This window comes from Nocardiopsis dassonvillei subsp. dassonvillei DSM 43111, assembly GCF_000092985.1.
GTDB lineage: Bacteria > Actinomycetota > Actinomycetes > Streptosporangiales > Streptosporangiaceae > Nocardiopsis > Nocardiopsis dassonvillei.
On the sequence record NC_014211.1, the window covers coordinates 231,083 to 257,748 of the forward strand.

At 72.8% G+C, this 26,666-nt stretch carries 23 protein-coding genes and 4 tRNA genes; 22 read left to right on the top strand and 5 right to left on the bottom strand.

The genetic code is table 11. The annotated features are described in order from the left end of the window. Positions 1-39: 39 nt before the first annotated feature. Together NDAS_RS25150 and NDAS_RS25155 are read right to left on the bottom strand one after the other, a co-directional pair. The gene (locus tag NDAS_RS25150; RefSeq protein WP_013156076.1) at positions 40-1,131 is read right to left on the bottom strand and encodes a 2-oxoacid:ferredoxin oxidoreductase subunit beta; all 1,092 of its coding nucleotides are present in this window, start codon (positions 1,129-1,131) and stop codon (positions 40-42) included. Continuing rightward, on the bottom strand, positions 1,124-2,974 hold the full coding sequence (locus NDAS_RS25155; RefSeq protein ID WP_013156077.1) for a 2-oxoacid:acceptor oxidoreductase subunit alpha: 1,851 nt from the start codon (positions 2,972-2,974) through the stop codon (positions 1,124-1,126). The genes NDAS_RS25150 and NDAS_RS25155 overlap by 8 nt, the downstream gene beginning before the upstream one ends. Positions 2,975-3,500: 526 nt before the next feature. On the opposite strand from NDAS_RS25155, the gene NDAS_RS25160 reads away from it, so the two are divergent. Beyond that, positions 3,501-4,364 carry a M48 family metalloprotease gene (locus tag NDAS_RS25160; protein WP_013156078.1) on the top strand — a complete coding sequence of 288 codons (864 nt, stop codon included), beginning with the start codon at positions 3,501-3,503 and terminating at the stop codon, positions 4,362-4,364. A gap of 144 nt (positions 4,365-4,508) precedes the next feature. Here NDAS_RS25160 and NDAS_RS25165 read toward each other — a convergent pair whose 3' ends face one another. Beyond that, entirely contained in the window at positions 4,509-5,006 is a 498-nt protein-coding gene (locus NDAS_RS25165; RefSeq protein ID WP_013156079.1) for a YajQ family cyclic di-GMP-binding protein, read from the bottom strand. A gap of 232 nt (positions 5,007-5,238) precedes the next feature. Here NDAS_RS25165 and NDAS_RS25170 point away from each other — a divergent pair. The 17 genes from NDAS_RS25170 to NDAS_RS25250 all read left to right on the top strand — a co-directional run bounded on the left by NDAS_RS25170 (position 5,239) and on the right by NDAS_RS25250 (position 21,712). Beyond that, positions 5,239-5,320: transfer RNA gene (locus tag NDAS_RS25170), tRNA-Tyr, on the top strand. 807 nt (positions 5,321-6,127) lie between these two features. Beyond that, positions 6,128-6,379 (top strand): hypothetical protein, encoded by a 252-nt coding sequence (locus NDAS_RS25175; protein WP_013156080.1) that lies wholly within the window; start codon positions 6,128-6,130, stop codon positions 6,377-6,379. A 56-nt stretch (positions 6,380-6,435) separates the two neighbouring features. After that, the gene (locus NDAS_RS25180) at positions 6,436-6,687 is read left to right on the top strand and encodes a hypothetical protein (protein ID WP_013156081.1); all 252 of its coding nucleotides are present in this window, start codon (positions 6,436-6,438) and stop codon (positions 6,685-6,687) included. 10 nt (positions 6,688-6,697) lie between these two features. Then, the gene (locus NDAS_RS25185; RefSeq protein ID WP_013156082.1) at positions 6,698-6,961 is read left to right on the top strand and encodes a hypothetical protein; all 264 of its coding nucleotides are present in this window, start codon (positions 6,698-6,700) and stop codon (positions 6,959-6,961) included. A 10-nt stretch (positions 6,962-6,971) separates the two neighbouring features. Then, positions 6,972-7,298, top strand: a complete 327-nt coding sequence (locus NDAS_RS25190; protein WP_013156083.1) for a hypothetical protein — start codon at positions 6,972-6,974, stop codon at positions 7,296-7,298. A gap of 137 nt (positions 7,299-7,435) precedes the next feature. After that, on the top strand, positions 7,436-7,990 hold the full coding sequence (locus NDAS_RS25195) for a hypothetical protein (RefSeq protein ID WP_013156084.1): 555 nt from the start codon (positions 7,436-7,438) through the stop codon (positions 7,988-7,990). A gap of 191 nt (positions 7,991-8,181) precedes the next feature. Further along, the gene (locus tag NDAS_RS29610) at positions 8,182-9,795 is read left to right on the top strand and encodes a DUF2397 family protein (protein WP_013156085.1); all 1,614 of its coding nucleotides are present in this window, start codon (positions 8,182-8,184) and stop codon (positions 9,793-9,795) included. Beyond that, positions 9,795-11,189 (top strand): TIGR02678 family protein, encoded by a 1,395-nt coding sequence (locus NDAS_RS25205; protein WP_013156086.1) that lies wholly within the window; start codon positions 9,795-9,797, stop codon positions 11,187-11,189. The genes NDAS_RS29610 and NDAS_RS25205 overlap by 1 nt, the downstream gene beginning before the upstream one ends. Next, positions 11,131-15,885 carry a TIGR02680 family protein gene (locus NDAS_RS25210; RefSeq protein ID WP_013156087.1) on the top strand — a complete coding sequence of 1,585 codons (4,755 nt, stop codon included), beginning with the start codon at positions 11,131-11,133 and terminating at the stop codon, positions 15,883-15,885. Before NDAS_RS25205 ends, NDAS_RS25210 begins: the two co-directional genes overlap by 59 nt. Before the next feature lie 127 nt (positions 15,886-16,012). Beyond that, entirely contained in the window at positions 16,013-18,043 is a 2,031-nt protein-coding gene (locus NDAS_RS25215) for an ATP-binding protein (protein WP_013156088.1), read from the top strand. Positions 18,044-18,205: 162 nt separating this feature from the next. Beyond that, positions 18,206-18,281 (top strand) — tRNA-Thr (locus tag NDAS_RS25220). 102 nt (positions 18,282-18,383) lie between these two features. Further along, positions 18,384-18,459: transfer RNA gene (locus NDAS_RS25225), tRNA-Met, on the top strand. A gap of 79 nt (positions 18,460-18,538) precedes the next feature. Then, positions 18,539-18,703: a 50S ribosomal protein L33 gene (gene rpmG, locus NDAS_RS25230; protein WP_013156089.1), complete on the top strand. Its 165-nt coding sequence runs from the start codon at positions 18,539-18,541 to the stop codon at positions 18,701-18,703. Between the two features lie 146 nt (positions 18,704-18,849). Next, a complete protein-coding gene (locus NDAS_RS25235) occupies positions 18,850-19,299 on the top strand; it encodes a MaoC family dehydratase N-terminal domain-containing protein (RefSeq protein ID WP_013156090.1) in 450 nt (149 codons plus the stop codon). After that, a complete protein-coding gene (locus NDAS_RS25240) occupies positions 19,296-19,724 on the top strand; it encodes a MaoC family dehydratase (protein ID WP_013156091.1) in 429 nt (142 codons plus the stop codon). Before NDAS_RS25235 ends, NDAS_RS25240 begins: the two co-directional genes overlap by 4 nt. A gap of 2 nt (positions 19,725-19,726) precedes the next feature. Then, positions 19,727-20,791 carry a UDP-N-acetylmuramate dehydrogenase gene (locus tag NDAS_RS25245; RefSeq protein WP_013156092.1) on the top strand — a complete coding sequence of 355 codons (1,065 nt, stop codon included), beginning with the start codon at positions 19,727-19,729 and terminating at the stop codon, positions 20,789-20,791. A 327-nt stretch (positions 20,792-21,118) separates the two neighbouring features. After that, positions 21,119-21,712 (top strand): TMEM165/GDT1 family protein, encoded by a 594-nt coding sequence (locus NDAS_RS25250; RefSeq protein ID WP_013156093.1) that lies wholly within the window; start codon positions 21,119-21,121, stop codon positions 21,710-21,712. A gap of 101 nt (positions 21,713-21,813) precedes the next feature. Here the strand turns inward: NDAS_RS25250 and NDAS_RS25255 are convergent, their stop codons facing one another. Both NDAS_RS25255 and NDAS_RS25260 read right to left on the bottom strand, forming a co-directional pair. After that, positions 21,814-22,863: an adenosine deaminase gene (locus NDAS_RS25255; protein ID WP_013156094.1), complete on the bottom strand. Its 1,050-nt coding sequence runs from the start codon at positions 22,861-22,863 to the stop codon at positions 21,814-21,816. Between the two features lie 132 nt (positions 22,864-22,995). Next, complete coding sequence (locus NDAS_RS25260; protein WP_174547194.1) at positions 22,996-24,204, bottom strand: pyridoxal phosphate-dependent aminotransferase; 1,209 nt, start codon at positions 24,202-24,204, stop codon at positions 22,996-22,998. Between the two features lie 222 nt (positions 24,205-24,426). On the opposite strand from NDAS_RS25260, the gene NDAS_RS25265 reads away from it, so the two are divergent. The 4 genes from NDAS_RS25265 (at position 24,427) to rplK (ending at position 26,648) form a co-directional block, all read left to right on the top strand. Then, positions 24,427-24,499 (top strand) — tRNA-Trp (locus NDAS_RS25265). A 100-nt stretch (positions 24,500-24,599) separates the two neighbouring features. Then, positions 24,600-24,854 carry a preprotein translocase subunit SecE gene (gene secE, locus NDAS_RS25270; RefSeq protein ID WP_013156096.1) on the top strand — a complete coding sequence of 85 codons (255 nt, stop codon included), beginning with the start codon at positions 24,600-24,602 and terminating at the stop codon, positions 24,852-24,854. Between the two features lie 171 nt (positions 24,855-25,025). Continuing rightward, on the top strand, positions 25,026-25,868 hold the full coding sequence (gene nusG / locus NDAS_RS25275) for a transcription termination/antitermination protein NusG (protein ID WP_013156097.1): 843 nt from the start codon (positions 25,026-25,028) through the stop codon (positions 25,866-25,868). 351 nt (positions 25,869-26,219) lie between these two features. After that, on the top strand, positions 26,220-26,648 hold the full coding sequence (rplK, locus tag NDAS_RS25280; RefSeq protein ID WP_013156098.1) for a 50S ribosomal protein L11: 429 nt from the start codon (positions 26,220-26,222) through the stop codon (positions 26,646-26,648). Positions 26,649-26,666: the final 18 nt, after the last annotated feature.

Genomic DNA, 26,666 nt, shown 5'->3' on the forward strand with positions numbered 1-26,666 from the left:
CGTCCGGGCCCCGCACCCCGGCGGGACCCGGACACGGCCCTACTCCACCCTCCAGGTGTCCCCGCTGGCCAGAAGGGCGGCCAGCTCGCCGGCGCCGCGCTCGGCCCGCGCGTCGGCCACCTGCTCGTTCACCAGCTCGTCGTAGGCCGGGCGGCGCACGTCCCGCAGCACCCCGATCGGCACGTGCTCGAACGCGGGCTGGTCCAGGCGCGACAGCGCGAACGCGTACCCCGGGTCCTCCCGGTGCGCGTCGTGCCGCAGCAGCCGGTCCTCTCCCACCGAGTCCACGTCCACGACCTCCAAGCCGCCGAACTCCCCGGCGACCACGCCCCGGTCCGGGCCCAGCCGCAGCGGCTCGCCGTGCTCCAGGCGCAGCAGCCGGACGTCCCGCGCCGCCGGGTCCTTCAGCGGCTCGAACGCGTCGTCGTTGAAGATCGGGCAGTTCTGGTAGATCTCCACGAACGACGCGCCGGGGTGGTCGGCCGCCGCCCGCAGCACCGACGTGAGGTGCTTGCGGTCGGAGTCGATCGTGCGGGCCACGAACGTGGCCTCCGCGCCCAGCGCCAGCGACAGCGGGTTGAACGGGTGGTCCAGCGACCCCACCGGCGAGGACTTGGTGATCTTGCCCGGCTCGGAGGTGGGGGAGTACTGACCCTTGGTCAGCCCGTAGATCCGGTTGTTGAACAACAGGATGTTGATGTTGACGTTGCGGCGCAGCGCGTGGACGAGGTGGTTGCCGCCGATGGACAACCCGTCGCCGTCACCGGTCACCACCCACACCGACAGGTCCGGGCGGCTGGTGGCCAGCCCGGTCGCGATCGCCGGGGCGCGCCCGTGGATCGAGTGCATGCCGTACGTGCTCAGGTAGTACGGGAATCGGGAGGAGCAGCCGATACCCGACACCATCACCACGTTCTCGCGCGGCACGCCCAGCTCGGGCAGGAAGGACTGGAAGGCGGCCAGGATCGCGTAGTCGCCGCAGCCCGGGCACCAGCGCACCTCCTGGTCGGACTTGAAGTCCTTCATCTTGTACGCGGTGTCGGTCCTGGGCACCAGGCGCAGCCCGCCCAGGGCCTCCGGGACCCCGTGGACGTGGCCGTTCGCGCCGGTACCCGTCACGTTCTCAGTCACGGTCGATGACCTCCTGAAGCACGCCCGCGAGCTCCTCGGCCTTGAAGGGCAGGCCGCGGACCTTGTTGTAGCCGATGACGTCGACCAGGTACCTGCCGCGCAGCAGCAGGGACAGCTGGCCCAGGTTGATCTCGGGGACCACCACCCGCTCGTACCGGTGGAGGACCGTTCCGAGGTTGGCCGGGAACGGGTTGAGGTGGCGCAGGTGCGCCTGCGCCACCCGGCCGCCCGCGCGGCGCACGCGGCGCACCGCCGCGGTGATCGACCCGTACGTGCCGCCCCAGCCCAGGACCAGCACGTCCGCCTCCCCGCCGGGGTCGTCCACCGCCAGCTCGGGGATGTCGCGGGCGATCGCGTCGATCTTGGCCTGGCGCGTGCGCACCATCAGGTCGTGGTTGGCGGGCGTGTACGAGATGTCGCCGCTCTGCGCGTGCTTCTCGATACCGCCGATCCGGTGCTCCAGCCCCGCCGTGCCCGGCACCGCCCACGGGCGGGCCAGCGTCTCCTCGTCGCGCAGGTAGGGCAGGAAGGTCCCGCCCGGCCCGTTGGGCCCGGTCGCGAAGGCCGGGTCGATCCGCGGCAGCTCCGAGACCTCCGGCAGCCGCCACGGCTCCGAACCGTTGGCCAGGTACCCGTCGGAGAGCACCACCACCGGCGTGCGGTAGCGCACCGCGATCCGCACGGCCTCCAGCGCGGCGTCGAAGCAGTCCGCGGGGGAGGCGGGCGCCACCACGGGCACCGGCGACTCGCCGTTGCGCCCGTACAGGGCCATGAGCAGGTCGGTCTGCTCGGTCTTGGTGGGCATGCCGGTGCTCGGACCGGCCCGCTGCACGTCCACGATGACCAGCGGCAGCTCGGTCATCACCGCCAACCCCACCGTCTCCTGCTTGAGCACCATGCCCGGACCCGAGGTGGTGGTCACGCCCAGGGAGCCGCCGAAGGCCGCGCCCAGGGCGGCGCCCACACCGGAGATCTCGTCCTCGGCCTGGAACGTGCGCACACCGAACCGCTTGTGCCGGGACAGCTCGTGCAGGATGTCCGAGGCCGGGGTGATCGGGTACGAGCCCAGGAACAGGGGCAGCCCCGACCGCTCGGACCCGGCGATCAGCCCGTAGGCGGTGGCCAGGTTGCCGGTGATGTTGCGGTAGGTGCCCGCCGGGAGCCGCGCGGGCTTGATCTCGTAGGAGACCGCGAAGTCCTCGGTGGTCTCGCCGAAGTTCCACCCCGCCTGGAACGCGGTCAGGTTCGCGGCCAGGATGTCGGGCTTGGCGGCGAACTTCGACTTCAGGAACGAGGTCGTCCCCTCCGTCGGGCGGTTGTACATCCACGACAGCAGGCCCAGGGCGAACATGTTCTTGGCCCGCTGCGCGTCCTTCTTGGAGATGTCGGCGCCGGACAGCGCCTCCACCGTCATGGACGTCAGCGGCACCGCGCTCACCTTGAACGCGTCCAGCGTCCCGTCCGTCAGCGGGTCGGCCGTGTACCCGACCTTGGCCAGGCTGCGCTTGGTGAACTCGTCGGTGTTGACGATCACGGTGGCGCCCCGGGGCAGGTCGCCCAGGTTGGCCTTGAGGGCCGCGGGGTTCATCGCGACCAGCACGTCCGGGGCGTCCCCCGGGGTCATGATGTCGTGGTCGGCGAAGTGCAGCTGGAAGCTGGACACCCCGGGCAGGGTTCCGGCGGGAGCGCGGATCTCGGCGGGGAAGTTCGGCAGGGTGGACAGGTCGTTGCCGAACGACGCCGTCTCCTGCGTGAAGCGGTCACCGGTCAGCTGCATGCCGTCGCCGGAGTCCCCGGCGAAGCGGATGATGACGCGGTCGAGCTGTTCGATCTGTTTGGCCACTGAGATCGACGACCTCCTTGGTGAGCCGCCGGTCGTGACGGGCGGCGGCGCTCGGGTGTCGCCCCCGACCGGACCGCACCGTCGCGGGCCGGGTGCCTGGTTCGGGGACGTGGGGACAGCGTTCGCGGCCCTCGCGAGCGCCGGATGCGCCAACCCGGTCTCGCGCGGTGCGGCCGCGCCGCGACGGCCGGGCCGTGAAGGGGCCAGCCTTCAACGACACGGCCGCCCGCGCACCGGACCGAGGGGCTGGAGTCCCGACGGCCTGGTACACGCAGTGATGAGGGCCACGTTCGCACTATAAGACGTCGGGTGTGCCGGGACCGCGCGCGGGTGGCCATTCTCACACGGAGGGGATCCGGAGGGGTGCGGCTGTGGACGAAGGTGCGGGTGGTGCGGGGGAGGTGGCAGATGAGAGGGAGATCAGTGATGCCTCGGACGTTGGTCCCGTAACGGGAACGCGGAGCGGCGACCCGCACGTTTGCCACCATGTACGCATTCATCGTCGGCTGAGCGAGGAGGTGGTGGCGTGTACGTCAGCGCGGCCCGCGCGGCCGGTCTGTTCGTCGGCGCCGCGGTGCTCGTCGTCCTGGTCGGCTGGCTGTGCGGAGCGGAGAAGGGCGCCCAGTTCTCCGTGGCCCTGGTGCTGTGCGCCGGCGTCCTGGTCTACCTCTTCGGGGAGTCCCTGGCGTTGCGCGCGATGCGCGCGCGGCCGGTGAGCGAGATCGAGCGCCCCGAGCTGTACCGGATCGTCCGCGAGCTGGCCACGGCCGCCCGGCAGCCGATGCCCCGGCTCTATTTGTCGCCGGTGCGCTCGCCCAACGCCTTCGCCACCGGCAGCAGCCCGCGCCGCGCCTCCCTGTGCTGCACCACGGGGCTGCTGCGCACGCTGGACGAGCGCGAGCTGCGCGGCGTGATCGCCCACGAGCTGGCGCACATCCGCGCCAACGACACGCTGATCAGCTCGGTGGCCGCCACCCTGACCGCGGTGATCACGGCGACGACCGCCATCGCCCTCCTGGTCCCGCTGGGGGACTCCGAGGAGAGCGACATGCCCACCCTCCTGGGCGGCCTGATGACGGTCCTGCTGGCGCCGCTCGCGGCCATGGTCGTCTACTGCGGGGTGGGGAGACAGCGCGAGTTCCGGGCCGACGAGCAGGCCGCGCGGCTGACCGGCGACCCGCTGGCGCTGGCCGACGCCCTGCGCAAGCTGGAGGTGGGCGCGCGCCGGTACCCGCTGCCCCGGGAGCGCAGCCTGCTGGCCTCGGCGCACCTGATGACCACCAACCCGTTCCCGAGCGGCGTGGGCCGCCTGTTCGCCGCGCACCCGCCGACGGCGGAGCGCGTCCGGCGCCTACGGGAGCTGCGCCGCAGCTGGGACCTGGGCCGCTGAGGCGGTGCCGGCGGACCCGCGGGGCGGCTCCGCCGAGGCGGCCCGACCACGCCGGTGCGGTGGAACGGCGACGGCCGCCCTCCCCCTCGGGGACGGGCGGCCGTCGTGCCCTCGCCGCCGGCTACGCCTGCCGGTCCGCCACCGCTAGCGGTAGTTGACGAACTGGAGCGCCAGGTCGAAGTCCTTCTCCTTGATGAGGTTCTGGACGTTCTGGAGGTCGTCCTTCTTCTTGGAGCTGACGCGCAGCTCGTCGCCCTGGATCTGGGCCTTGACGCCCTTGGGGCCCTCGTCGCGGATCAGCTTGGAGATCTTCTTGGCGTCCTCGGAGGTGATGCCCTCCTTGAGGCCGACGGGAAGGCGGTACTCCTTGCCCGAGAGCCGGGGCTCGTCGGCGGGGTCCAGGATCTTCAGGGAGAGCTTGCGCTTGACCAGCTTCTCCTTGAAGACGTCCAGGGCGGCGTTGACCCGCTCCTCGGAGTTGCCCCTGACCTCGATCCCGTCCTCGCCCTGCCAGGCGATGGTGGTCCCGGTGCCCTTGAAGTCGAACCGCTGGGCCAGCTCCTTGGCGGTCTGGTTCAGCGCGTTGTCGACCTCCTGACGGTCGAGTTTGGACACGACGTCGAAACTGGATTCGGCGGCCACGTTCGCTCACACCCCGCTAGGTCTTCATGGGTCGCGGGCGCCCGTGGACGCCCGCGTGGGTTCTCGTCGGTCCGCGCCGGATCCCGCGCGGACGGTCCTCAGAGCTTAGCCGCGCGCTGGTCGGGCGCCCGACGTGCCCGGTCGGGGCGCGCCCGGACAACCGATTTCAGGTTCGGGCGGATCATCCGCTATTCTCGGTGATGCGCCGCGACGAACACGTCGCCGCAGCCCAGGCAGGTTGCCCGAGCGGCCAATGGGAGCGGACTGTAAATCCGTCGGCTTTGCCTTCCAAGGTTCGAATCCTTGACCTGCCACACGGGGAGAAGGCCCCGGTGACCAGCACGAACGCTGGACACCGGGGCCTTCTCGCGTTCCCGGTCGTCCACGGCTGTTCACGGGTGTCCGTGGAACAGCTGCGGAACGCTCCCAGACGGCGCTCCCGGGCGTCCGCGCGGTCCGCGCCCGCCCCGCGCCCGTCCCGGGCCTGTCGCGGCCGCCCGCGCTGGCCGTCGTCCCCGGGGCCGACCGAGGCGGCCCGGGGTCCCCGCGCGGCGGCCCTGGCGCGCCTCCGCTCCGGCGCGGGTGTGACGCCCCGCAGTGGGGGAGACGCGGGTCACATCCCCCTCGCCCCCTGGTGGGTCGGAGGGCGTTCCGGACCCCGCGCGGCGCTGTTTTCCGGATTCGGCCGGTCGCGGATTCATCGCGGTCGGGACACGGGCGGATAACGCGAATGTCCGCTCTCCCTTCGGTGGAGCCGAGGGCCGGTCACGTGCTCGAATGAGGTCTGACCTGCGGTTTCGCTGTTGTCCTTGGAGGGCTGGCGCGCCGACCCCGTCCCTGCTGTGCTGATAGCGGATGGTGTGTCCGCTTCGCCGGTCCGGATCCGTCTTGGCACGGCGTCGGCCCTTTGGGTGGGTCGAGTGGAAAGAAAGCCAATGTGGCCATTCGCGGTCAGCGCGAAAAGAATGGTCGAGACAATCTGGACAAAATGCTTCGCGAGTTTCGGCGTTGACAAAAACTGGGGGCCGGATGATGATTGCCCCAGTCCACCGCGACACAGGTGCAACAAGCGCCTGAGTCTTTTTCTGTCAATACCTCGTAACCGATTCTCGGGGGAAGTCATGTTCAAGAAGATGGCCGTTGCTGGCCTGGTCGCCGGTGCCGCGATGGGCGCGCTCCTCATGGGAGCCCCGGCTCACGCCAGTGGTTCGCACGGTGGTGACCAGCAGTTCAACCAGAACCTCCAGCTGGTTCCGATCCAGTCCTGCAACCTGCAGGCCAGCGTCGGCCTGGTCGCCGTGACCGTGCCGGTCCTGTCGCCGCAGACCACGGGCGACTGCACCAACGGCCCCGTCGGCACCAACATCAGCTAGTTCCGGCAATCCGTCCGCAAGAAACGCTATCTCAAACTTTCTCGAAGGGTAATTCAATGCTGCGTAAGCTCGGAGTTGTCGGCCTCGTCGCTGGTGCCGCTTTCGGTGTCGTCCTCGCCGGTTCCCCGGCCTCCGCCAGCGGTTCGCACGGCGGCGACCAGCAGTACAACCAGAACCTGCAGGCCATCCCGGTCCAGCTGTGCAACACCGACGCCACCGTCGGCCTGGTCGCGGTCACCATCCCGATCCTGTCGCCCGACACCACCGGCGACTGCACCAACGGCCCCGTCAGCACCAACATCGACTAGGAGACCCGGCATGCTGCGCAAGTTCACCACCGCCACCGCCATCGCCGGTGTCGCCCTGGGCGCCATCCTGGCCGCCACGCCCGCCTCCGCGGGTGAGTCGCACGGTTCGCACGGCGGCGACCAGCAGTACAACCAGAACCTCCAGCTGGTTCCGGTGCAGCTGTGCAACACGGACCTGACCGTGGGCCTCCTCGTCGGGGTCACCGCGCCGATCCTGTCGCCCGACACCACCGGCGACTGCACCAACGGCCCGGTCAGCACCAACATCGACTAGGAGACCCGGCATGCTGCGCAAGTTCACGGCGGCCACCGCCATCGCCGGTGTCGCCCTGGGCGCAATGCTCGCCGCCTCACCCGTGTTCGCCAGCTCGCACGGCGGCGGCCAGCAGTTCAACCAGAACCTCCAGTTGGTTCCGGTCCAGATCTGCAACGCCCAGCTGTCCGTCGGCCTGGCCGGCGTGACCGTGCCCATCCTGTCGCCACAGACGACGGGTGACTGCATCAACGGTCCCGCCACCACCAACGTCCAGCACGACGGCTCCGAGGACCACGACAGTGGCGCCCCGGAGGGTCACAAGGACGAGGGTGAAGACGGGGGCGACGGGTACTAGCCACCTCCGGGTGGCGGGGTCCCCGATCCCGCAGTGACGGAAGACGCGAGTGGTTCGTCGAGGCCCTCCGGCAGCCTGCCGGAGGGCCTTGTCGCAGGTAGGACATCCGAGGGAACCGACGTGGGGGGAGACGTCAGATGAGGCGCACGGTCCTGACGGGAGCGGTACTGCTGTTGGCCGCCACCGGCTGCGGCGAGCAGTTGAGCGTGCCCGACCCGCCCGAGGCCACGAGTGCTCCGGAGGCGGAGCAGAGCCCGCAGGGGGAGACCGCCGGCCCGCAGGAGCAGGCCAGCCCGCGGGAGACGCAGCCCACTCCGGAGGAGGACGCCAACCAGAGCAGCGGGACCTTCGTCCTCAACCGGTACGGCGACGAGAACGGGTTCGACGACCAGACCCCCACCGAGTACGTGGCCACGGAGTTCACCACCTTCACCGACATGGAGTGGGGCACGTGGGCGGACGAGGTGGCGCGCGGCGAGGGAGGGGTCAAGGGGACCTGGTGCATGCAGGAGGGGTGCCAGGACGATCCCTACGAGGTCGAGGTCGAGCTGGGCGACCCGGTGGACGTCGACGGCACCATGTACTTCTCCACGTACACGATCACCGACTACGGCGAGGAGATGTCCGAGGAGATGATCGGGACGCTGGAGGAGGTCGACGGCGGAACCCTGGCGCTGCCGGAGTCCGAGTGATCCGGACCGGCTGCCGGGGGCACGCCGCCGCGTCCGGCGGAGGTGACCTTCGCCTCCCTCCGCAGAATCATGCCAAAGTTCCTCAAAAGTACATAACTCCTGATCAAAACGGGTGACGCGGCCCTCTTCCCGGGACCGGAGGGGGCCGAAACGGGCGTGGCGCGCCCGCGAGGTCTCTAGTCTGCTGAGTTGTGGGACTCAACCAGTGGACGGACAACCACGCGGACGACGGACGCGGCGCCGACGGGCGGCCGACGCCACGGCACGGCCGCGCCTCGCTGCTGCGCCTGGCCGCCTGGTTCGAGGAGGCCGACCCGGACCGCGCCGACGCCCTCGCCGCCGCCTCGTACGCCCTCCATCCGGCGCTCCACCTGGAGGGGAGGGTGGACGAGGGTGTCGCCGCGACCACCAGCTGGTGGCAGGCCGACGCCGACCGCAGCACCGTCACCGAGCACCCGGGCGCCCGACCGCCCGAGCCGGTGAGCGACCACCGCGCCCAGCAGGCGCGCCTGCGCGACGCCGCCGAGTCCTCCGCCCACTGGCGCCGCGCCGGTGCCGCGCAGATCCGCTCCCTGCTGACCGAGCCCACGGGCCGCCGTGCCCGCCTGGACCTGTCCGGCGCCGGGATGGAGGTCCTGATGGAACTCCTCACCGCGGCCCTGGGATCCGGCGACGCCAGCAGGCGCCCCACCTCCGCCGGGGACCTGGAGTTCGCGCTGCGCCTGCACGTCGTCGCCGCGCCGGGCGCCGACGTCACCATCCGGGGCGAGGGCGGGGAGCTGACCCTGGAGGGGCTGCGCCTGCTGGTGACCCCCTACGAGCAGCACAGCCCCGGTGTCCTCGACCCGCTCCCGGAGGAGCCGGAGGAGGACGGGGCGGACCCCCTCGCGGCCGGTGCCCCGGAGGGAGGGGACGCTGCCCCGGAGGGGGAGGAGGCCTCCGCCGATTCCCGGACCCCCGTGGACCCGCTCGGCCCCGGGACCGACGAGGACCTCTCCGACCCGTCCGAAGAGCCGTCCGAGGACCCGCCGGCCCCCGCCGCCCCCGCCGCCTCCGTAAGCCCGGACGCCCCCGCTGACCCCGAGGCATCGGTGCTCGCCTCCGTTCCGACGGCTCCCGAGGACCCTGAGGCTCCGGCAGGCACGTCCGTGCCCGGCGGCTCCTTGCCCCCGTTCGATCCGCGGGTCCCTGGCGCACCTGAGAGTGCGCAGACCCCAGACGATCCGCTGGCCCCCGCCGACTCTCCGCACTCTGCCGTCGCGGACCGTTCGACGGGCCCGCAAGCCCCTGCTGGCACTGAGGCTCCAACGGCTTCCTCCGCCCCGACAGACACGAAGAACCCCGAGACCCCAGCGGCCCCTTTCGACCCTCGGCTCCCGACTGCCTCGGGCCGCTCGGCCAGCCCGGGCACCCCGTCCGCGCCGTTCGCTCCCCGCAACCCCTTCGCCCCGGCCGCCTCCGAGGACCCGGAGGCCGCACCGTCCCCGGCCGCACCCCGTACCCCCCAGACCCCGGCCGCGTCGACGGAACCCCTCTTCCCCCAGCCCCCGACGGTCCCGCCGTACTCCGCGCACTCCGACGCCCCGCCCGCCCCGGAGATCCCCGGGACGCCCGCCGCCCCGTCCTACGCGGACATCCTGGGGATCCCGGTCCCCTCCGCGACCCCGGAACCCTCCCCGGCCCCCGACGCGGCGCCCCGCCCCGAGGACACCGAACCCACGGGTAACCTCCCTGGACCGGACCCGCGAGCCCCCGGTCCGGACGACCTGTCCGCGAACCCGCCCGAGAAGCCATCGTGGGAGTGATGGAGACGGACACCTACAGCGAGGACGCCGCGCTCATCGGCGAACGCCAGGCCGCGGCCCGCGCCCTCCTGGCCCATCCCCTGCTCACCGAGCGCACCCACCCCGCCGAGTTCGCCCTCGTGCGCTCCCACACCGAGTGGCTCGTCCAGCGCTTCCAACGCGTGCTCGGCTACCGCCTGACCGTCGCCGAGGACCACGCCCGGCTGGTCAAACGCGGTCTCGTCACCGAGGTCGCGCGCCCCCTCGCGCGCGGGACCGGCGCCCCCTTCACCCCGCGCACGCACACCTACCTGGCGCTGTCCCTGGCCGTCCTGGTCGAGGAGCAAGGCCCCACCACCGTCCGCGGCCTGGCCGCGCGGGTCCGCTCCGCCGCGCACGAGGCCGGGGTCGACGCCGACCCCGAGCGCGGCCTCGCCGAGCGCCGCGCCTTCTGCGCCGCCCTGCTCCACCTGGTCTCGCTCGGCGCCCTCACCGAGGACTTCGGCACCATCGCCGACCACCGTGAGGACCCCTCCGCCGACGCGGAGCTGATCCCGCACACGCAGGTCCTGCGCTCGGTCGCCGTCCACCTGCCCCGCGCCTCCGACGACCCCGACTCCTTCCTCGCCGCCGCACGCGACACCGACCCCGACGGCGACCACCAGGGCGAGACCGCCCTGCGCAGGCTCCTCGCAGAGACCGCCGTCGTCTACCGCGAGGAGCTCCCCGACCGCCAGCGCGACCGCCTCGCCGCGCACCAGTGGCGGGCCGCAGCGGCGCTCGGCAACCTCCTGGGCTGCGACACCGAGGTCCGCGCCGAGGGCGTCGCCCTCGTGATGCCCGACGAGGCGGGCGCCCGCCCCGCCTTCCCCTCCGACGACCCCGTCGGACAGGTCGCCCTGGCCCTGGTCCGCCACCTCTCCGGCCGCCTGCACCCCGGCCGCCCCGCCACCTCCGCCCCGGTCCCGGAGGAGGAGATGAACACCGCGCTGGAGGCCCTCTGCGGCGCGGACGCGCCCGCGCGGGCCGAGTGGGCCCGCACCGCGGGACCCGAGATCCCCGACCCCGGACGGCTCCGCGAGCGGGTCCTGGTCCTGCTGGCCGACCTCGGACTGCTGCGGGGCGCCCCCGGACGGTGGCGGCTCACCGCCGCGGCCGCCCGCTACGGGGCCGAAACGGACATCCGTGTCCCCCCGATCCAGGACAATGACGAAGACAGCCGGACACATCCCGACCCGGTGCGTGCCCCCGGCGACGACGAGGGCGAACCCGACGCTCCCGCCGACCCCCGCGGCGACCTGAGCCGGGTGGCGTCCGTGCTGCAAGCGGTGGCGAACGAGAAGGTGAGCGCGACCAGTGGTGACTCAGGAGACCAGCCAGGCCCCGGAAGCGGCGGCGGCGACGGGTCCGGCTGATTCCGCCGGTACCGGCGCCTCCGGCGGCGTCCCCCGCTACCGGCTCGAACGTGCGGGCATCCGCAACGTCTGGCAGTACGACGACCACGTCCTGGACTTCGCCGAGGGGCGGCTGCTGCTGCGCGGCCGCAACGGCGCGGGCAAGTCCAAGGCGCTGGAGATGCTGCTCCCGTTCCTGCTCGACGGCGACGTGCGCCGCCTGGACACCACGGGCACCAACCGCACCAGCCTGCGCTGGCTCATGGCCGAGGACACGCGGCCCGGCCGCCTCCACGGTGCCGAGGATGACGGTCCCGACCTGCTCGGCGGCCCCGGCGCGGAGGACGCGTCCGAGGACGCCCCGCACGGCGCCGACGCCTCCGGCGACCCCGCGGAGGAGGAGTCCGGCCCCGCCACCCGGCTCGGTTACCTGTGGGTGGAGTTCACCACCGAGCGCGGCGACCGCGGACTCGACGCCGCCGCCCGCTCCGGCAACGGCCGGGGGGCCTCCGCGCTGCTCGCCGGTACCGGTGCGAGCAGCGCCTCCGCCCTCCTCGCCGCCAGCGCGGCGGCCAGCGCCGCCGCCGGGTCCGACGCGGCGGCGCGGGAACCCGAGCCCCGAGACCCCGACGCCCCGCCCAGCCACCTGACCCTGGGCGCCGCCGTCATGGCGGTCGGCGACTCCGACCCGCGGTGCGTGTTCTTCGTCACCGACCGCCGGGTCGGCCACGACCTCGAACTCGTCACCGACGGCCGCCCCAAGCCCGTCGACCGCCTCCGCTCGGAGATCGGCGCCGACAACTGCTTCACCAGCCCCGTCCCCTACCGGGCCCGCGTGATGCACGACCTGTTCGGCATCGACGACTCCGTCCGCTACCGCAACCTCATCCACCTGCTCTACCGGCTGCGCCGCCCCACCATCGGCGACCGCCTGGAGGCCGGGGAACTCGTCGGCGTCCTGTCCGAGGCGCTGCCGCCCATGGACGAGACCGTCCTGGACGAGGTCGCCCGCAACATCGCCGACCTGGAGCGGGCCCGCTCGGACAAGGACGCCCTCACCGAGGCCGGGGCGGGCGTCACCGCGTTCCTGGAGGACTACCGGGGCTACCTCGTCCACACCCTGCGCGCCCGGGCCGCCGAGGTGCGCGAGCAGATCGACGCCGCCGCGGACCGCACCGAGGAGACCGAGCGGCTGCGCGCCGAACTCGACGACCTCATCACGGCGGAGAGCCAGGTCTCCGAGGAACGCGACCAGGCTCGCCGCACCCGCGACACCGCCCGGTCCGACGACATGACCCTCGCCGCGGCCCAGGGCGGCGCCGCCACGGCCACGGACGGCGAGCGCCGCGCCTACGACGCCGCCGTGGGCGCCTACATCCGCGCGGCCGAGGCCGCCTGGGTGGCCGCCGAGCACGCCGAACGGGTCGAACGCCACACCGTCGAGCGCATCGGCGAGGACACCGCCACGATCGAGCGCGCGCTCGACGTCCTGCGCCAGACCCACGCCGAGGCCGCGCGCGCCGCCTCCGCGGCGGGCATCGACCCCGGCGTCCTCGGCACCGTCCCCGACCCGGTCGCCACCGTCCACGCCCCCCGCGAGAGCACCACCCGGGTCGACCTGCGGGGACTGGAACAGGCCGTCGAGCGCGAACCCGTCGAGGGCGTGGACCTGGACGCCCTGCGCGAACGCCTGGGCCGCCTCCACGACCGCCTCACCGGAGCCGCCGACCGCGCCGCCGACCGCGCCGACCTGGCCGCCCGCCTGACCGGGCTCACCGCCGCCGAGGCCGCCGCCGACCGCCGCCTCGTCGCGCTGACCAGCGAGGCCGAGTCCGCCGACGCCGTGCTCGAACGCGCCCACCAGCGCGAGCAGGACGCCATCGCCCTCGTACGGCGCCAGAGCGCCGCCTACGCCGAGGGCGTCCGCGCCTGGTCCGCCCGGCTGCGCGACTCCAGCCACGCGCACGCCCTGGGCGGGGCCATCCACGAGCTGGAGGGCAGCGTCGAACTGCCCATCGACGACGCCCTGCGCGTCCTGGACCCCGCGGTCCCCGGCAGGGTGGCCCGCCTGGCGCACGCCGCCGTGGACCCCCTCCTGGAGGAACTGCGCGCACGCCGTGACGTGGCCGTCGGGGAGGAGGGCCAGCTCTCCGGCGAACTCGCCGAACTGGCGGACCGGCGCACCAAGAACGCCGAGCACGCCCCCGAGCGCCCCGGATGGGCCACCTACCCGCGCCCCGAGGGGGACGGCGTCCCGCTCTACCTGGCCGTCGACTTCGCGGACGGGCTCAGCACGCGCGAGCAGGCCGGTCTGGAGGCCGCCCTGGAGGCCAGCGGACTGCTGGCGGGCTGGGTCCGCGCCGACGGCGCCCTGCACGACCCGACCACGCGCGACCTCATGGTCTCCCCGGTGCCGGTCCCCGCGCTCTCGCGCCCCGTCCGCGGCCGGACGCTGCTCGACGTGCTCGTCCCGGCCGCCGGTCCCACCACCGGCCGCGGCGTCGACCCCGACACCCTGCGCGCCCTGCTCTCCTCCATCGCCCTGGACTCCGAGGCGGAGCGGGTCCGCGACCCCGAGGACGCCGAGGCCGAACCCCGCCACCGCAAGGACAGCCCAGGAGCCGTCGCCCTCTCCAGCGCCATGTCCCTGTCCGGCGGCTGGCGCCTGGGCGTGGCCTCCGGCGCCCACTACAAGAGCGAACCCGAGTACATCGGCGAGGCCGCCCGCAAACGCGCCCGCGACCGCACCACCGCCAACACCGACAGGCGCATGGCGATCGCCGAGGCGCTGCTCGCCGAGGCGGGCGAGCGCCGCTGGGCCGTCGAGCACTCCTACGCCGAACTCCTGGAGGTCTCCCGAGACCTGCCCGACGCCGCCCCCCTGATCCGCGCCTGGGCCGTCCTGGAGACCGCCCGGGACGACGTGGCCGCCGCGCGCCGCGCCCACGACGTGGCCCGCGACGCGGCCGAGGACTGCCGGGCCGAACTGCTCGACATCCGCGAGGGGCTGCGCCGCTCCTCCGTGGTGGAGGGCACCGGGGAGGGCGGACCCGCGGAGGGGGAGAAGGACCTGCCCACCGCGCGCGCCGACCTGGACAGCGCCCTGCGCGCCCTGGACCACCTGCGCGTACTCATCGCCTCCGCGCTGCGCGACCTGGACGTCCTGGCCTGGGAGCTCGCCGACCACGAGCACCACGTCGCCGCCTGGCGGGCCGTCCGGGCCGACCGGGTGCTGGCCGAGGACGCCCGCGCCGCGGCGATCGACGACATGATCACCGTCCGCCGCCAGATCGAGCTCGGCGACCGGGCGCGGGGCGTGGCCGAAGAACAGCTCGACGCCGCCCGCGAGCAGGTCGGGGCCAGGGCCGAGGAGGCCGCCCAGCGGCTGCCCGAACTCGAACGCGACGCCCAGCGCGCCCGGGACGAACGGGTCAGCGCCGAGGCGCGCCTGGCCGCGGCCACGCGCGAGCGCGCCGAGCAGGTGAGCCGCGCGCTCGCGGCCGGGGACGGCCTGGTCTCCTCGCTCACCTGGACCGACGCGTCCGGAGCCGAGGCCCCCGACGCCGTGCTGCTGCGCGCCGCGGGACTGGGCGCGTGCGCCGAGGACGACGCGCCCCTGGCCGCCTACCTGGCCGCACGCGCCGAGACCGCTCCCCCCGGGCCCGACGCACGCCTCGCCCTGCTGGAGGCCTTCGTCATCGGGATGGAGGAGGGCCTGGCCGCCCCGGAGGGCGACGACGCGGCGGACGTACCCCGGGTCGACGACAGCACGGTCCTGGCCAGCCGCGAGGACCTGGACCGGGTGCTCGCCTCGGCGGGCTGGACGCAGGTCCGCACCGAGATGAGCGAACCCCGGGGCGTCAAGCGCCTCACGGTCCACGACGAGGACGGCGCGCACGACGTCACCGCCTACGCCGAACGGATCGCCGCAGCGGTCGCCGGGGCCGAGGAGAGCGTCGCGATCGCGGAGGAGGAGGCCTTCGAGCGGCACCTGCTCGGGGAGCTGGCCGGCCACCTGGCGCGTCAGGTCGAGGAGGCCAGGGCCCTCATCGCCACCATGAACGACGTCCTCAAGGACGTCACCACCTCGGCCGGTCTGGGCGTGCGCCTGGACTGGCGGCTCGCCCCCGACGCGGGCGCGGACATCGAGGCGGTCGTGCCGCTCCTGGCCACCCCGGCCCGGGAGCGGACCCGCGTGCAGACGACCCGGCTGCGCGACGCGCTCCGGCGCTGCATCGAGGCCATCCGCCGCCTGGACCCCACCGCCACGGGGGGCGCGCAGCTGCGCGCGGCCCTGGACTACCGGTCCTGGTTCACCTTCACCGTGTACGTGACCGACGGCGCGGGCGACGAACGGCGCCTGGGGCACCGCACGGCGCTCAGCCAGGGCGAGCAGCGCGTGGTGGCCTACCTGGTGCTGTTCGCGGCCGCCGCCGCGCACTTCGACGCCCTGGCGGCCCGGGCGCCGTGGGCGCCGAGGCTGATCCTGCTCGACGACGCCTTCGCCAAGGTCGACGAGCCCACGCACGGACGCCTGCTGGGCCTGCTGGTCGAACTGGACCTTGACTTCGTCCTGACCTCGGAACGGGTGTGGGGCTGCTTCGCCAGCGTCCCCAGCCTCAACATCTACGAGTGCCTGCGGGACCCGAACGTGCCCGGGATCGCCACCCTGCACTTCACGTGGGACGGGAGCAGGAGGCGCCTGGTGGGGGTGTGAGGGGGGCCGCGCCGGGGGAGGAGGCCAGTCGGCCCCTCCCGCGGCGGAGACCGGCGTTCGGCGAGTGCTTCCTCCCGTCCTGTCCTAGTCTGCTTGTGCGGAGACGACACGTGAACGGGGTGACGAAGTGACTCGGGTACCCGAGACGTTCGAGGGTGGGACGGCGCTCCTGGACGCTCTGGCGCGCTCCGGACTGCCCCGGGAGGTCAGCTCCTGGGTCAGCGCGGCCCTGTGGGGAGAGGACGCCCTGGAGGCCCGCCTGAGGGGTGAACGGGTCCCCGAGCCGGAACCCGCCGCCGAGCCGCCCGCGGGCAGGGTCCGGCGGACCTACCTCACGGGGATCAGGGTCCAGGGCTTCCGGGGCATCGGCCGCCCCGCCGAGCTCACCTTCGACGCCGGTCCCGGGCTCACCGTGATCGTCGGGCGCAACGGCTCGGGCAAGTCCAGCTTCGCCGAGGCCGCGGAGGCGGCCCTCACCGGCCGCAACCCCCGGTGGGACTCCATGCCCACGGGCTGGCGCGACGGCTGGCGCAACCTCCACTACGACGAGCGCACCGAGGCGACCGTGGACGTGCGCGTCGCCGGGGACGAGGGCTCCACCCGCATCAGCCGCAGGTGGACGGGCGAGAGCGTCCGCTCCGCGCGCGGCGAGGTCGTCCACCCCGACGGCGAGGTCTCCCCCCTCAGGACCATGGACTGGGGCGACAACCTCGTGCGCTACCGCCCGTTCCTGTCCTACGACGAACTCGGCCGCACGGTCACCGGGCGTTCGGCCGAGCTGTACGACACGCTCACCGGCCTGCTCGGGCTCAGCGGCCTGGCGGAGGCCGAGCGGCGCCTGGCCAAGGTGTGCGACGGGCTCGCCAAGCGCCGCGACCGGCCCTCGCGGGAGCTGCGGTACCTGCTCGACGCGCTCCGGGCCTCCGACGACCCCAGGGCCGTGCAGGCCGTCCAGCTGCTCACCGCCTCCTACTTCGACATGGACGCCCTGCGCAGGCTCGCCTCCGACACCGGGCCCAGCGACCCCGAGCTGCACACGGTCCTGCGCCGCCTGCGGCGGCTGGCCGTGCCCGAGCGGACGCTGATGTCCGACGTGGTCAACGAGCTGCGGGGCGCGTCCATGGAGCTGGCCATGGCCGCGGGCAGCAAGGGCGACCGCGCGCACGGGGTGGTCAGGCTCCTGGAACAGGCCCTCGAACACCACCAGCGCCACCCCTCCGAGACCGAGTGCCCCACGTGCTCCGCGCCGCTGGGCGCCGACTGGGTGCGCCGGGCCAACGCCCAGCTGCGCGCCCTCAAGCCCCAGGCGGCCGTCGTCTCGGCCGCCTACGAGCGCGCCGACGCGGCCAGGGACCAGGCCCGCTTCCTGATGTCCCCGGCGCCGGGCTGGCTGCCGCCGGAGAGCGAGCTGGGCCAGGTGTGGTCGCTGTGGGAGTCCGGCGCGGACATCGAGGACCTGGCCGAGCTGGCCGAGCACATCGAGGCGGTCGGCCGCAGGCTGAGGGCGGCCGCGGTGAGCGCCCGCCGGGACGCGAGCGAGCGGCTGGAGGACCCGACCGGCGGCTGGTCGGAGCTGGCCGAGCAGCTCTCGGGGTGGCTGGACGACGCCCAGGACGCCCTCACCGCGCGCGAGGTCCTCAACGGGGCCGAGGCCGCGCTGAACTGGCTGTCGGAGCAGGCGAGGATCCTGCGCGAGGAGCGGCTGGGCCCGGTCGCGGCGCAGGCCGAGCAGGTCTGGTACCGGTTGCGCCAGGAACGCCACATCGACCTCCAGGGCATGCGGCTGATCGGCCGGGGCGCCCGGCGCCGGGTCGAGGTGGACGTGTCGGTCGACGGCGTCGGCGACCAGACCAGCGCGCCCGGGCTCCTGAGCCAGGGCGAGTTCCAGGCGCTGGCGCTGTCCATCTGCCTGCCGCGCACCCTGGTGGAGGGCAACCCCTTCGGCTTCCTGGTCCTGGACGACCCGGTCCAGGCGATGGACACCGAGACCGTGGAGGGCCTGTCCGCGGTGCTGGCGGAGGTGGGCAGGCACCGGCAGCTGATCGTGTTCACCCACGACACCCGCCTGTCCGACGCCCTGCGCCGACTGGGCCTGCCCGCCGACATCCGCACGATCAACCGGGACGCGATGTCCAACGTGTGGGTCGAGGCGGTCTGAGTCACAGTCGCGGCGCCGAAACCGCCGTGAACAGGGGTTTCGGCGTCCGGGCGCGGTGCGGGGGCATTCGATTTGGCAGACCACCCCCGGATCCCTGTATAGTCATGACCAGCGCAAGGGGGCAACACCCCCGGGGCGGACGAGAGAAAGCCCCACCAGCGCGCCCCTTTAGCTCAGTCGGCAGAGCGTCTCCATGGTAAGGAGAAGGTCTACGGTTCGATTCCGTAAAGGGGCTCCACCACTTGACGGGGTACGGTCCACTCAGGTGGGTGGCCGGAGGGAGCATCCGCCGGCCTGCACCGGGTCACAGCCCTGGTAGGGTTGTGGTCCCGTTGATCGGGGCGGGGTAGCTCAGTCGGTAGAGCAAGCGGCTCATAATCGCTGTGTCGTCGGTTCAAGTCCGGCCCCCGCTACCAACCCGCTGACCCCTGAGCCCACATCTCAGGGGTCGTCGCGGGCGTTTACTACTGTTTCCAGCGAGAAAGGCACTCCGAAGTGGCTGCCACCGACGTGAGGCCGAAGATCACCCTGGCCTGCCAGGAGTGCAATCACCGGAACTACATCACCCGCAAGAACCGTCGGAACACCCCCGACCGTCTCGCGATCAAGAAGTTCTGCCCGAACTGCCGCAAGCACAACGAGCACCGCGAGACCCGTTAGGTCCCGCGCGAGCGCCCCTGTCGAGCGCGATCGTCTCCGCCGCGACGTCGCAGAGGCAGTTCTCGAAGGCTTCCAGCCCGGTGAGCGATCCGCTCACCGGGCTGTTCGCGTGTCCGGGCCCCTTCACGACAGGAGCAGGAGAGAGCGTGGCGATCAACCCTGACTACCTCGGCCGGGAGTACCCCGCGCCGGAGGCCTACGAGGTCACCCGGGGCAAGATCCGGGAGTTCGCCGAGGCGGTCAACGACCCCAACCCGGTCTACACCGACCAGGCCTCGGCCCGGGCGGCCGGACACCCCGACGTGGTCGCCCCGCCCACCTTCCCGGTCATCCTGGGGATGGCGGGCTCGGCCCAGGCCATCGCCGACCCCGACCTCGGCCTGGACTTCTCCCGGGTCGTGCACGGCGACCAGAGCTTCCGCTACAGCCGTCCGCTGCACGCCGGGGACGTCCTCAGCAGCGTCACCCGCATCACGGCCATCCGGGCCCTGGGCGGCAACGAGCTGATCACCCTGGAGACCGCGGCACACGACGCCGACGGCGAGCACGTGGTCACCGCCACGATGATGCTGGTCGCGCGAGGAGGAGAGGCATGAGCAGGCTGCGCCACGCCGACGTCGAGGTCGGCACCGAGCTGCCCGAGCGCACCTTCCCGGTCCGCCGCCTGGACCTGGTCCGCTACGCGGGCGCCTCGGGCGACTTCAACCCGATCCACTGGAACGAGCGCTTCGCCAAGTCGGTCGGACTGCCCGACGTCATCGCGCACGGCATGTTCACCATGGCCGAGGCCGCGCGGGTGATCACCGACTGGGCGGGCGACCCCGGCTGCGTCGTCGACTACTCGGTGCGCTTCTCCGCGCCCGTGGTGGTCCCCGACGACGACGAGGGCGCCGAGATCACCGTCGGCGGCAAGGTCAAGACCAAGAACGACGACGGCACCGTCACGGTGCTGCTGACCGCGCGGTCGGGCGGCGCCAAGGTCCTGGTGCAGTCCAAGGCCACCGTGCGCCTGGCGAGGTAGACGTGACCGCACTCTCCGAGTACACCACCCTGCGTCTGGGCGGCCCGGCGCGGACCTTCCTGGTCGCGGGCACCACCGACGAACTGGTCGCCGCCGTGACCCGGGCCGACGCCGCCGGCGAGCCCGTCCTCGTCCTGGGCGGCGGCAGCAACCTCGTGGTCTCCGACGACGGGTTCCCCGGAACGGTGGTCCTCGTGGACTCCAAGGGCGTCTCCTTCGAGGAGGCGGGCACCGACGACGAGGGCGAACCGGTCGTGCTGCTGCGCGCCGACGCGGGCGTGGAGTGGGACCCGCTGGTGGAGCGCGTCGTGGCCGAGGGCCTCAGCGGGCTGGAGTTCCTGTCGGGCATCCCCGGCCGGGTCGGCTCCACGCCCATCCAGAACGTGGGCGCCTACGGCCAGGACGTCAGCCAGACCATCCGCGAGGTGCTCGTCCACGACCGGCGCACCGGCGAGCGGCGCCGGATGACCAACGCCGAGTGCGGCTTCAGCTACCGCGACAGCGTCTTCAAGGGCGACGACCGCCACGTGGTGTGCGAGGTGGTCTTCGCGCTGCGCCGCTCCAAGCTCAGCCGTCCGGTCGCCTACGCCGAGGTGGCCCGCACCTTGGGGGCCGAGGCGGGCACCCGGGTGCCGCTGGAGCGGGCGCGCGAGACCGTCCTGGGGCTGCGCAGGGGCAAGGGCATGGTCCTGGACCCCGCCGACCCCGACACCCGCAGCGCCGGGTCGTTCTTCACCAACCCGGTGGTCACCGCCGAGGAGTTCGCGGCCGTGCGCGAACGGGCGGCCGCCCGCCTGGGCGCCGACGTACAGGTGCCCGGCCACCCCGACGCACGGGGGAACGTCAAGCTCTCCGCGGCCTGGCTGATCGACCGCGCCGGGTTCACCAAGGGGTACGGCGACGGCCCCGCGCGCATCTCCGGCAAGCACAGCCTGGCCCTGACCAACCCCGGCGGCGCCACCACGAAGGACCTGCTGGAGCTGGCCCGCGAGGTGCGGGCGGGAGTGGAGGAGGCCTTCGGGGTCCGCCTGGTCAACGAGCCGGTGATGGTCGGCGTCTCCCTCTGAACCGGTGCCCCGCGCCCCGGCCCCAGCCGCGCCCAATTTCGAAGTTGGGCGCGGCAAACTTGTTTTTCAGGGCAGGCTGATAAATCAATTCAGTAAAGCCATGAATTGCATTCCCCTTCTGTTCTGCCATAAAGTCGGAGGCGTCGAAGGGGAGTAGTCCCCAATGCGTGCGATCGACACACTGGCCGCCCCGCGGCCCGGTCGTACGAGCCCGGCCAGGCCAGACGCGCCGAGCCAGGAGCGGACGAGACCTTTGACCCGGAAAAGACCGGGTTGAAGTGGTGTCCGCCTCCTTCTGCCCAGACAGCATCGGACGGAAGGGGAAACATGACGGGGTTCGCCGCCGGGCTGGCATTCAGCGCCTTCGCCATCTTCATCGCCGAAATGGGCGACAAGACCCAACTCGTGGCCATGTCCCTGGCCACCCGCTACCGGGCCCTCACGGTCATCCTCGGCATCACCGCCGCCACCGCCGTCGTGCACGCGGGCAGCGTCCTGCTGGCCGAGGTCCTGGGCGCCGCGCTCCCCACCGACTGGCTCACCCTCGCCGCCGGTGTCGCGTTCCTGTTCTTCGGCGCGTGGACCCTGCGCGGCGACGAGATGAGCGACAAGGACGAGGCCCGCGCGGCCTCCCGGCGCATCCGCTCCGCGTTCGCGACCGTCTTCGTCGTCTTCCTCGTCGCCGAACTCGGCGACAAGACCATGCTCGCCACGATCACCGTCGGCACCCAGCACCACTGGCTGCCCGTGTGGATCGGCTCCACCGTGGGCATGGTCGCGGCTGACGCCATCGCCATCGCGCTGGGCGCCGTGCTCGGCAAGAAGCTGCCCGAGCGCGCCATCCAGATCGGCGCGGCCACCCTGTTCTTCGTCGCGGGCGTCGCCATGCTGGGCCAGGGAGCCTGGATGCTCCTCGCCTGAGCCCTGAGCCCTGAGCCCTGAGCCCTGAGCCCTGAGCCGGATGGGGCTGGCGGCTCCGGCGGGGCCGGGACCGCGCCCCGGACGGCCGGAGCCGGGGCGGCTCAGTCCCCGACGGGCTCCGGGTCGGCGGCCAGCCACGCGTCCACCCCGGCCAGCAGCTCCTTGCGCAGCGACTCCGGCGCGCCCGAGCCGCGGACCGACATCCGCGCCAGCTCGGCCAGCTCCGGGTCGGAGAACCCGAGCACCTCGCGGGCGATCCGGTACTGCTCCACCAGGCGCGGTCCGAACAGCAGCGGGTCGTCGGTGCCCAGAGCGACCGGAACCCCGGCGTCGAAGAGCGTGCGCAGCGGCAGCTGCCCCAGGTCGTCGTACACCCCCAGGCCCACGTTGGAGGTCGGGCAGACCTCCAGGGTCACCCCGCGTTCGGCGATCCGCTCCACCAGCCGCGGGTCCTCCACGGCCCGCACACCGTGCCCGATCCGGTCGGCGTCCAGCACGTCCAGGCACTCGCGCACGCTGCGGGGTCCCTGGAGCTCGCCGCCGTGCGGAGCGGAGAGCAGCCCGGCCCGCCGCGCGATCCGGAACGCCCCCTCGAACTCCAGGGCGCGGCCACGCCGCTCGTCGTTGTTCAGGCCGAACGACACCACGCCCCTGCCCGCATACTGGCGGGCCAGGCGGGCCAGCACCTTGGCGTCCAGCGGGTGCCTGGTGCGGTTGGCCGCCACCATCAGGCCGACGTGCACGCCGGTCTCGCGCTCGGCGGCGCGGGCCGCGTCCAGGAACAGCTCCAGGGTGGCGGTGAGCCCGTCGAAGAGCGACGCGTAACCGCTCGGGTCCACCTGGATCTCCAGCCAGCCGGACCCGGCCGCGCGCTCGTCCTCGGCCGCCTCGCGCAGCAGCCGGTACACGTCCTCGGGTCTGCGCAGCACCGACCGGGCGATGTCGTACAGGCGCTGGAAGCGGAACCAGCCGCGCTCGTCCGTGGCGCGGAGCCTGGGCGGCCACTCCTCGACCAGGGCCTGGGGGAGGTGGATGCCGTGCTCGGCGGCCAGCTCCACCAGGGTGGGATGGCGCATCGATCCGGTGAAGTGCAGGTGCAGGTGTGCTTTGGGCAGCCGGTCCAACCGGCGGGCGCTGGTCGGTGTCTCCATGACGTAAGCCTGCCGTATGCGGGACGCCTCCGGTGCCAGTACGCCCCACCCGGCCGCGCGGGGACCGGTCCCCGTACACGCGGACGCGCCCCGGGGAACCCGTCCCCGGGGCGCGTCCGACGGCCGTGCGGCCTACTTGGCCTCGGCCAGCAGCTTCTGGATGCGGCTCACGCCCTCGGCGAGGTCCTCGTCGCTGAGCGCGTAGGACAGGCGCAGGTAGCCGGGGGTGCCGAAGGCCTCACCGGGCACCACGGCGACCTCGGCCTGCTCCAGGATGAGCTCGGCCAGCTCGGTGGAGGTCTGCGGCGTCCTGCCCCGGATCTCCTTGCCCAGCACGCCCTTGACCGAGGGGTAGGCGTAGAACGCGCCCTGCGGCTCGGGGCAGACCACGCCGTCGATCTCGTTGAGCATGCGCACGATCGTCTTGCGGCGGCGGTCGAAGGCCTCGCGCATCGTCGCCACGGCGTCCAGGTCGCCGGAGACCGCGGCCAGGGCGGCGGCCTGCGAGACGTTGGCGACGTTGGAGGTGGCGTGCGACTGGAGGTTGCCCGCGGCCTTGACCACGTCCTTGGGGCCGATGATCCACCCCACGCGCCAGCCGGTCATGGCGTAGGTCTTGGCCACGCCGTTGACGATGACGGTGCGGTCGGCGATCTCGGGCACCTCGACGGGCAGCGAGGAGAACTCGGCGTCCCCGTAGACCAGGTGCTCGTAGATCTCGTCGGACAGCACCCACAGGCCGTGCTCGTTCGCCCAGCGGCCGATCTCGCGGACCTGCTCGCGCGGGTACACGGCGCCGGTCGGGTTGGACGGGGAGACGAACACCAGGACCTTGGTGCGCTCGCTGCGCGCCGCCTCCAGCTGCTCCACACTGGCCAGGTAGCCGGTGCTCTCGTCGGTGACGACGAAGACCGGGACGCCGCCCGCGAGCTTGATCGACTCGGGGTAGGTGGTCCAGTACGGGGCGATGACGATGACCTCGTCGCCCGGGTCCAGCATGGCGGCGAAGGCCTCGTAGATGGCCTGCTTGCCGCCGTTGGTCACCAGGACCTGGGCGGGGTCGACCTCGTAGCCGGAGTCGCGCAGGGTCTTCTCGGCGATGGCCTTCTTGAGCTCGGGCAGGCCGCCGGCGGGCGTGTAGCGGTGGAACCGGGGCTCACGGGCGGCCTCGACGGCGGCCTCGACGATGTAGTCGGGGGTCGGGAAGTCGGGCTCTCCCGCGCCGAAGCCGATGACGGCACGGCCCTCCGCCTTCATCGCCTTGGCCTTGGCGTCCACAGCCAGGGTGGCGGACTCGGAGATCGCGCTGATACGTGCAGAGAGACGGGGTCGATCAGTCATGCGTCCCATGTTGTCATGCGCCCCTGGTCCGGGCGCGGGCGGGAAGGAGGGCGCAACCGGACGAAGGGGTCGTTCACCCTCCTCGGAGGGACGAACGGTTTGGTCACGGCGCCCCGAGCGCATACACTCTTTCGGGTCGGCCGGTCGTGGCCCAGGTGTTACCTGGCGCACGGTGTGCGCAGCGCACCGGAACCGGCTATGGTGGGATCGCAGTTTCCGCTAAGGGCAGTGGCTCAATTGGCAGAGCACCGGTCTCCAAAACCGGCGGTTGGGGGTTCGAGTCCCTCCTGCCCTGCACCTTCGCGCGTGCGGTGCGGCGCCCCGGCGGGCGCCGCACCGCACGGGCACCGAAACTACGGGGAACAAGTAGCAGCCCGCGACCCTAAGGACCCCAGGTGACTCAGACTGACGCCGACGCCAAGCCCGACAAGGAGCCCAAGCGTCGTACCGGTCCGGTGACGTTCACCAAGCAGGTCGCCGGAGAGCTGCGCAAGGTCCGCTGGCCTACCCGCCGCGAGCTGGTGACCTACACCATCGTGGTCCTCGTCTTCGTGCTGGTCGTCCTGGGATACGTCTCCCTCGTGGACTGGGGCTTCGGCGAGGCGGTCACCTGGCTGTACGGCACGTTCGGCACTCCGCAGGGCGTCTGACCACCACTTCCGCGCCGCGTCCTCCGGCAGGAGCCGGGACGCGGCCTCCTCGTCCGCGCGTTGGTCCCGGTCCGCCCGGAGAGACCGTAAGCTGGCAGAACCGGGTTCGACGTACAGCGCTGCCTCGTGTGCGTCGCCCCGAGAGCGAATCCGACGAGAGAAAGAGCAGCCGTGTCCGAGTCCCCACTGACCTCTGACGACTTCCCCGAAGAGGAGCCGGTTCAGTCGTCGGCGGAAGAGACCGGCCTGGCGGGCGAGCTGCCGGAGGACGCGACCGACGCGGCCGACACCGACAGCCCGGAGCTGACCGGTGACGCCGACCCGTCCGAGGCCGCCGACGACCACGAGGGCGTCGTGGAGGAGGACGAGGAGCAGGGCGAGGCCGCCGAGGAGGAGGCCCCCCGCCTGGACCCCGTCGAGGAGTTCAAGAACGAGCTCGTCCTGCTGCCCGGCGACTGGTACGTCGTGCACACCTACGCCGGTTACGAGAAGCGGGTCAAGGCCAACGTCGAGAGCCGCACCCAGTCCCTCAACATGGAGGAGTACATCTTCCAGGTCGAGGTGCCCGAGCACGAGGTCACCGAGGTCAAGAGCGGCAAGCGCCAGCAGGTCACCGAGAAGGTCCTGCCCGGCTACGTGCTCGTCCGCATGGACCTGACCGACGAGTCCTGGTCGGCCATCCGCAACACCCCGGGCGTCACCGGCTTCGTGGGCCTGTCCAACAAGCCCGCGCCGCTGAGCCTGACCGAGGTTGCCAAGCTCCTCGCCCCCGAGCCGGAGGTGGAGCCGGAGCAGGCGCAGCAGGCCCGGACCGCGGGCGGCGTCGGAGAGGCCCGCATGGACGTGGCCTACGAGGTCGGCGAGTCCGTCACCGTCATGGAGGGTCCGTTCGCGACCCTGCCCGCGACGGTCAGCGAGATCAACCCCGACACCCAGAAGCTCAAGGTGCTGGTGTCGATCTTCGGCCGCGAGACCCCGGTCGAGCTGTCGTTCAACCAGGTCGCCAAGATCTAGCCCGTCCACTCCCCGGCCCCGCCGCCCGGGCCCGCGATCGCGGAACGGCTGTCGGGGCACTCCACGCCCCCGCCGCCCGGGCTCGGGCCCCGCGGTCGTGAGGTGCCTGTCAGGGCACCTCCGTGATCGGCATAGACTTGGTGGGTCCGCCCCGTGGCGGACCCACTCGCGTGTCCCGCTCCGGCGGGGCGCGCCCCGGTCCGCCCGGTCCCGGCGGGCCGGCGCCCCGCGCCCGTCGAGCGCGGGGTCCCCGCCTCCTTCGGCAGCGGTTCCCCGGCCCCCGCGGCCGCGCGGTGCCGTCAGGGAGGCAACGGGACCAGAACACAACGCAGATCAGGCAAAGGACCCGATATGCCTCCGAAGAAGAAACTGGCCGCACTCGTCAAGGTGCAGCTCCCCGCCGGCCAGGCCACCCCGGCGCCGCCCGTCGGTACCGCGCTCGGTCCGCACGGCGTCAACATCATGGACTTCTGCAAGCAGTACAACGCTGCCACGGAGTCCCAGCGCGGCAACGTCATCCCCGTCGAGATCTCCATCTACGAGGACCGTTCCTTCAGCTTCGTCACCAAGACGCCTCCGGCGCCGAAGCTGATCCTGAAGGCCGCCGGTCTGGACAAGGCCGCGACCGACCCGGGCCGCAGCACCGCCGGTTCCATCACCGCCGAGCAGGTCCGCGAGATCGCGCAGACCAAGCTGCCCGACCTCAACACCGAGGACATCGAGGCCGCCGCCAAGATCGTCGCCGGTACCGCCCGCTCGATGGGCATCGAGGTCAAGTAGTCCCCGCACGGTGGCACC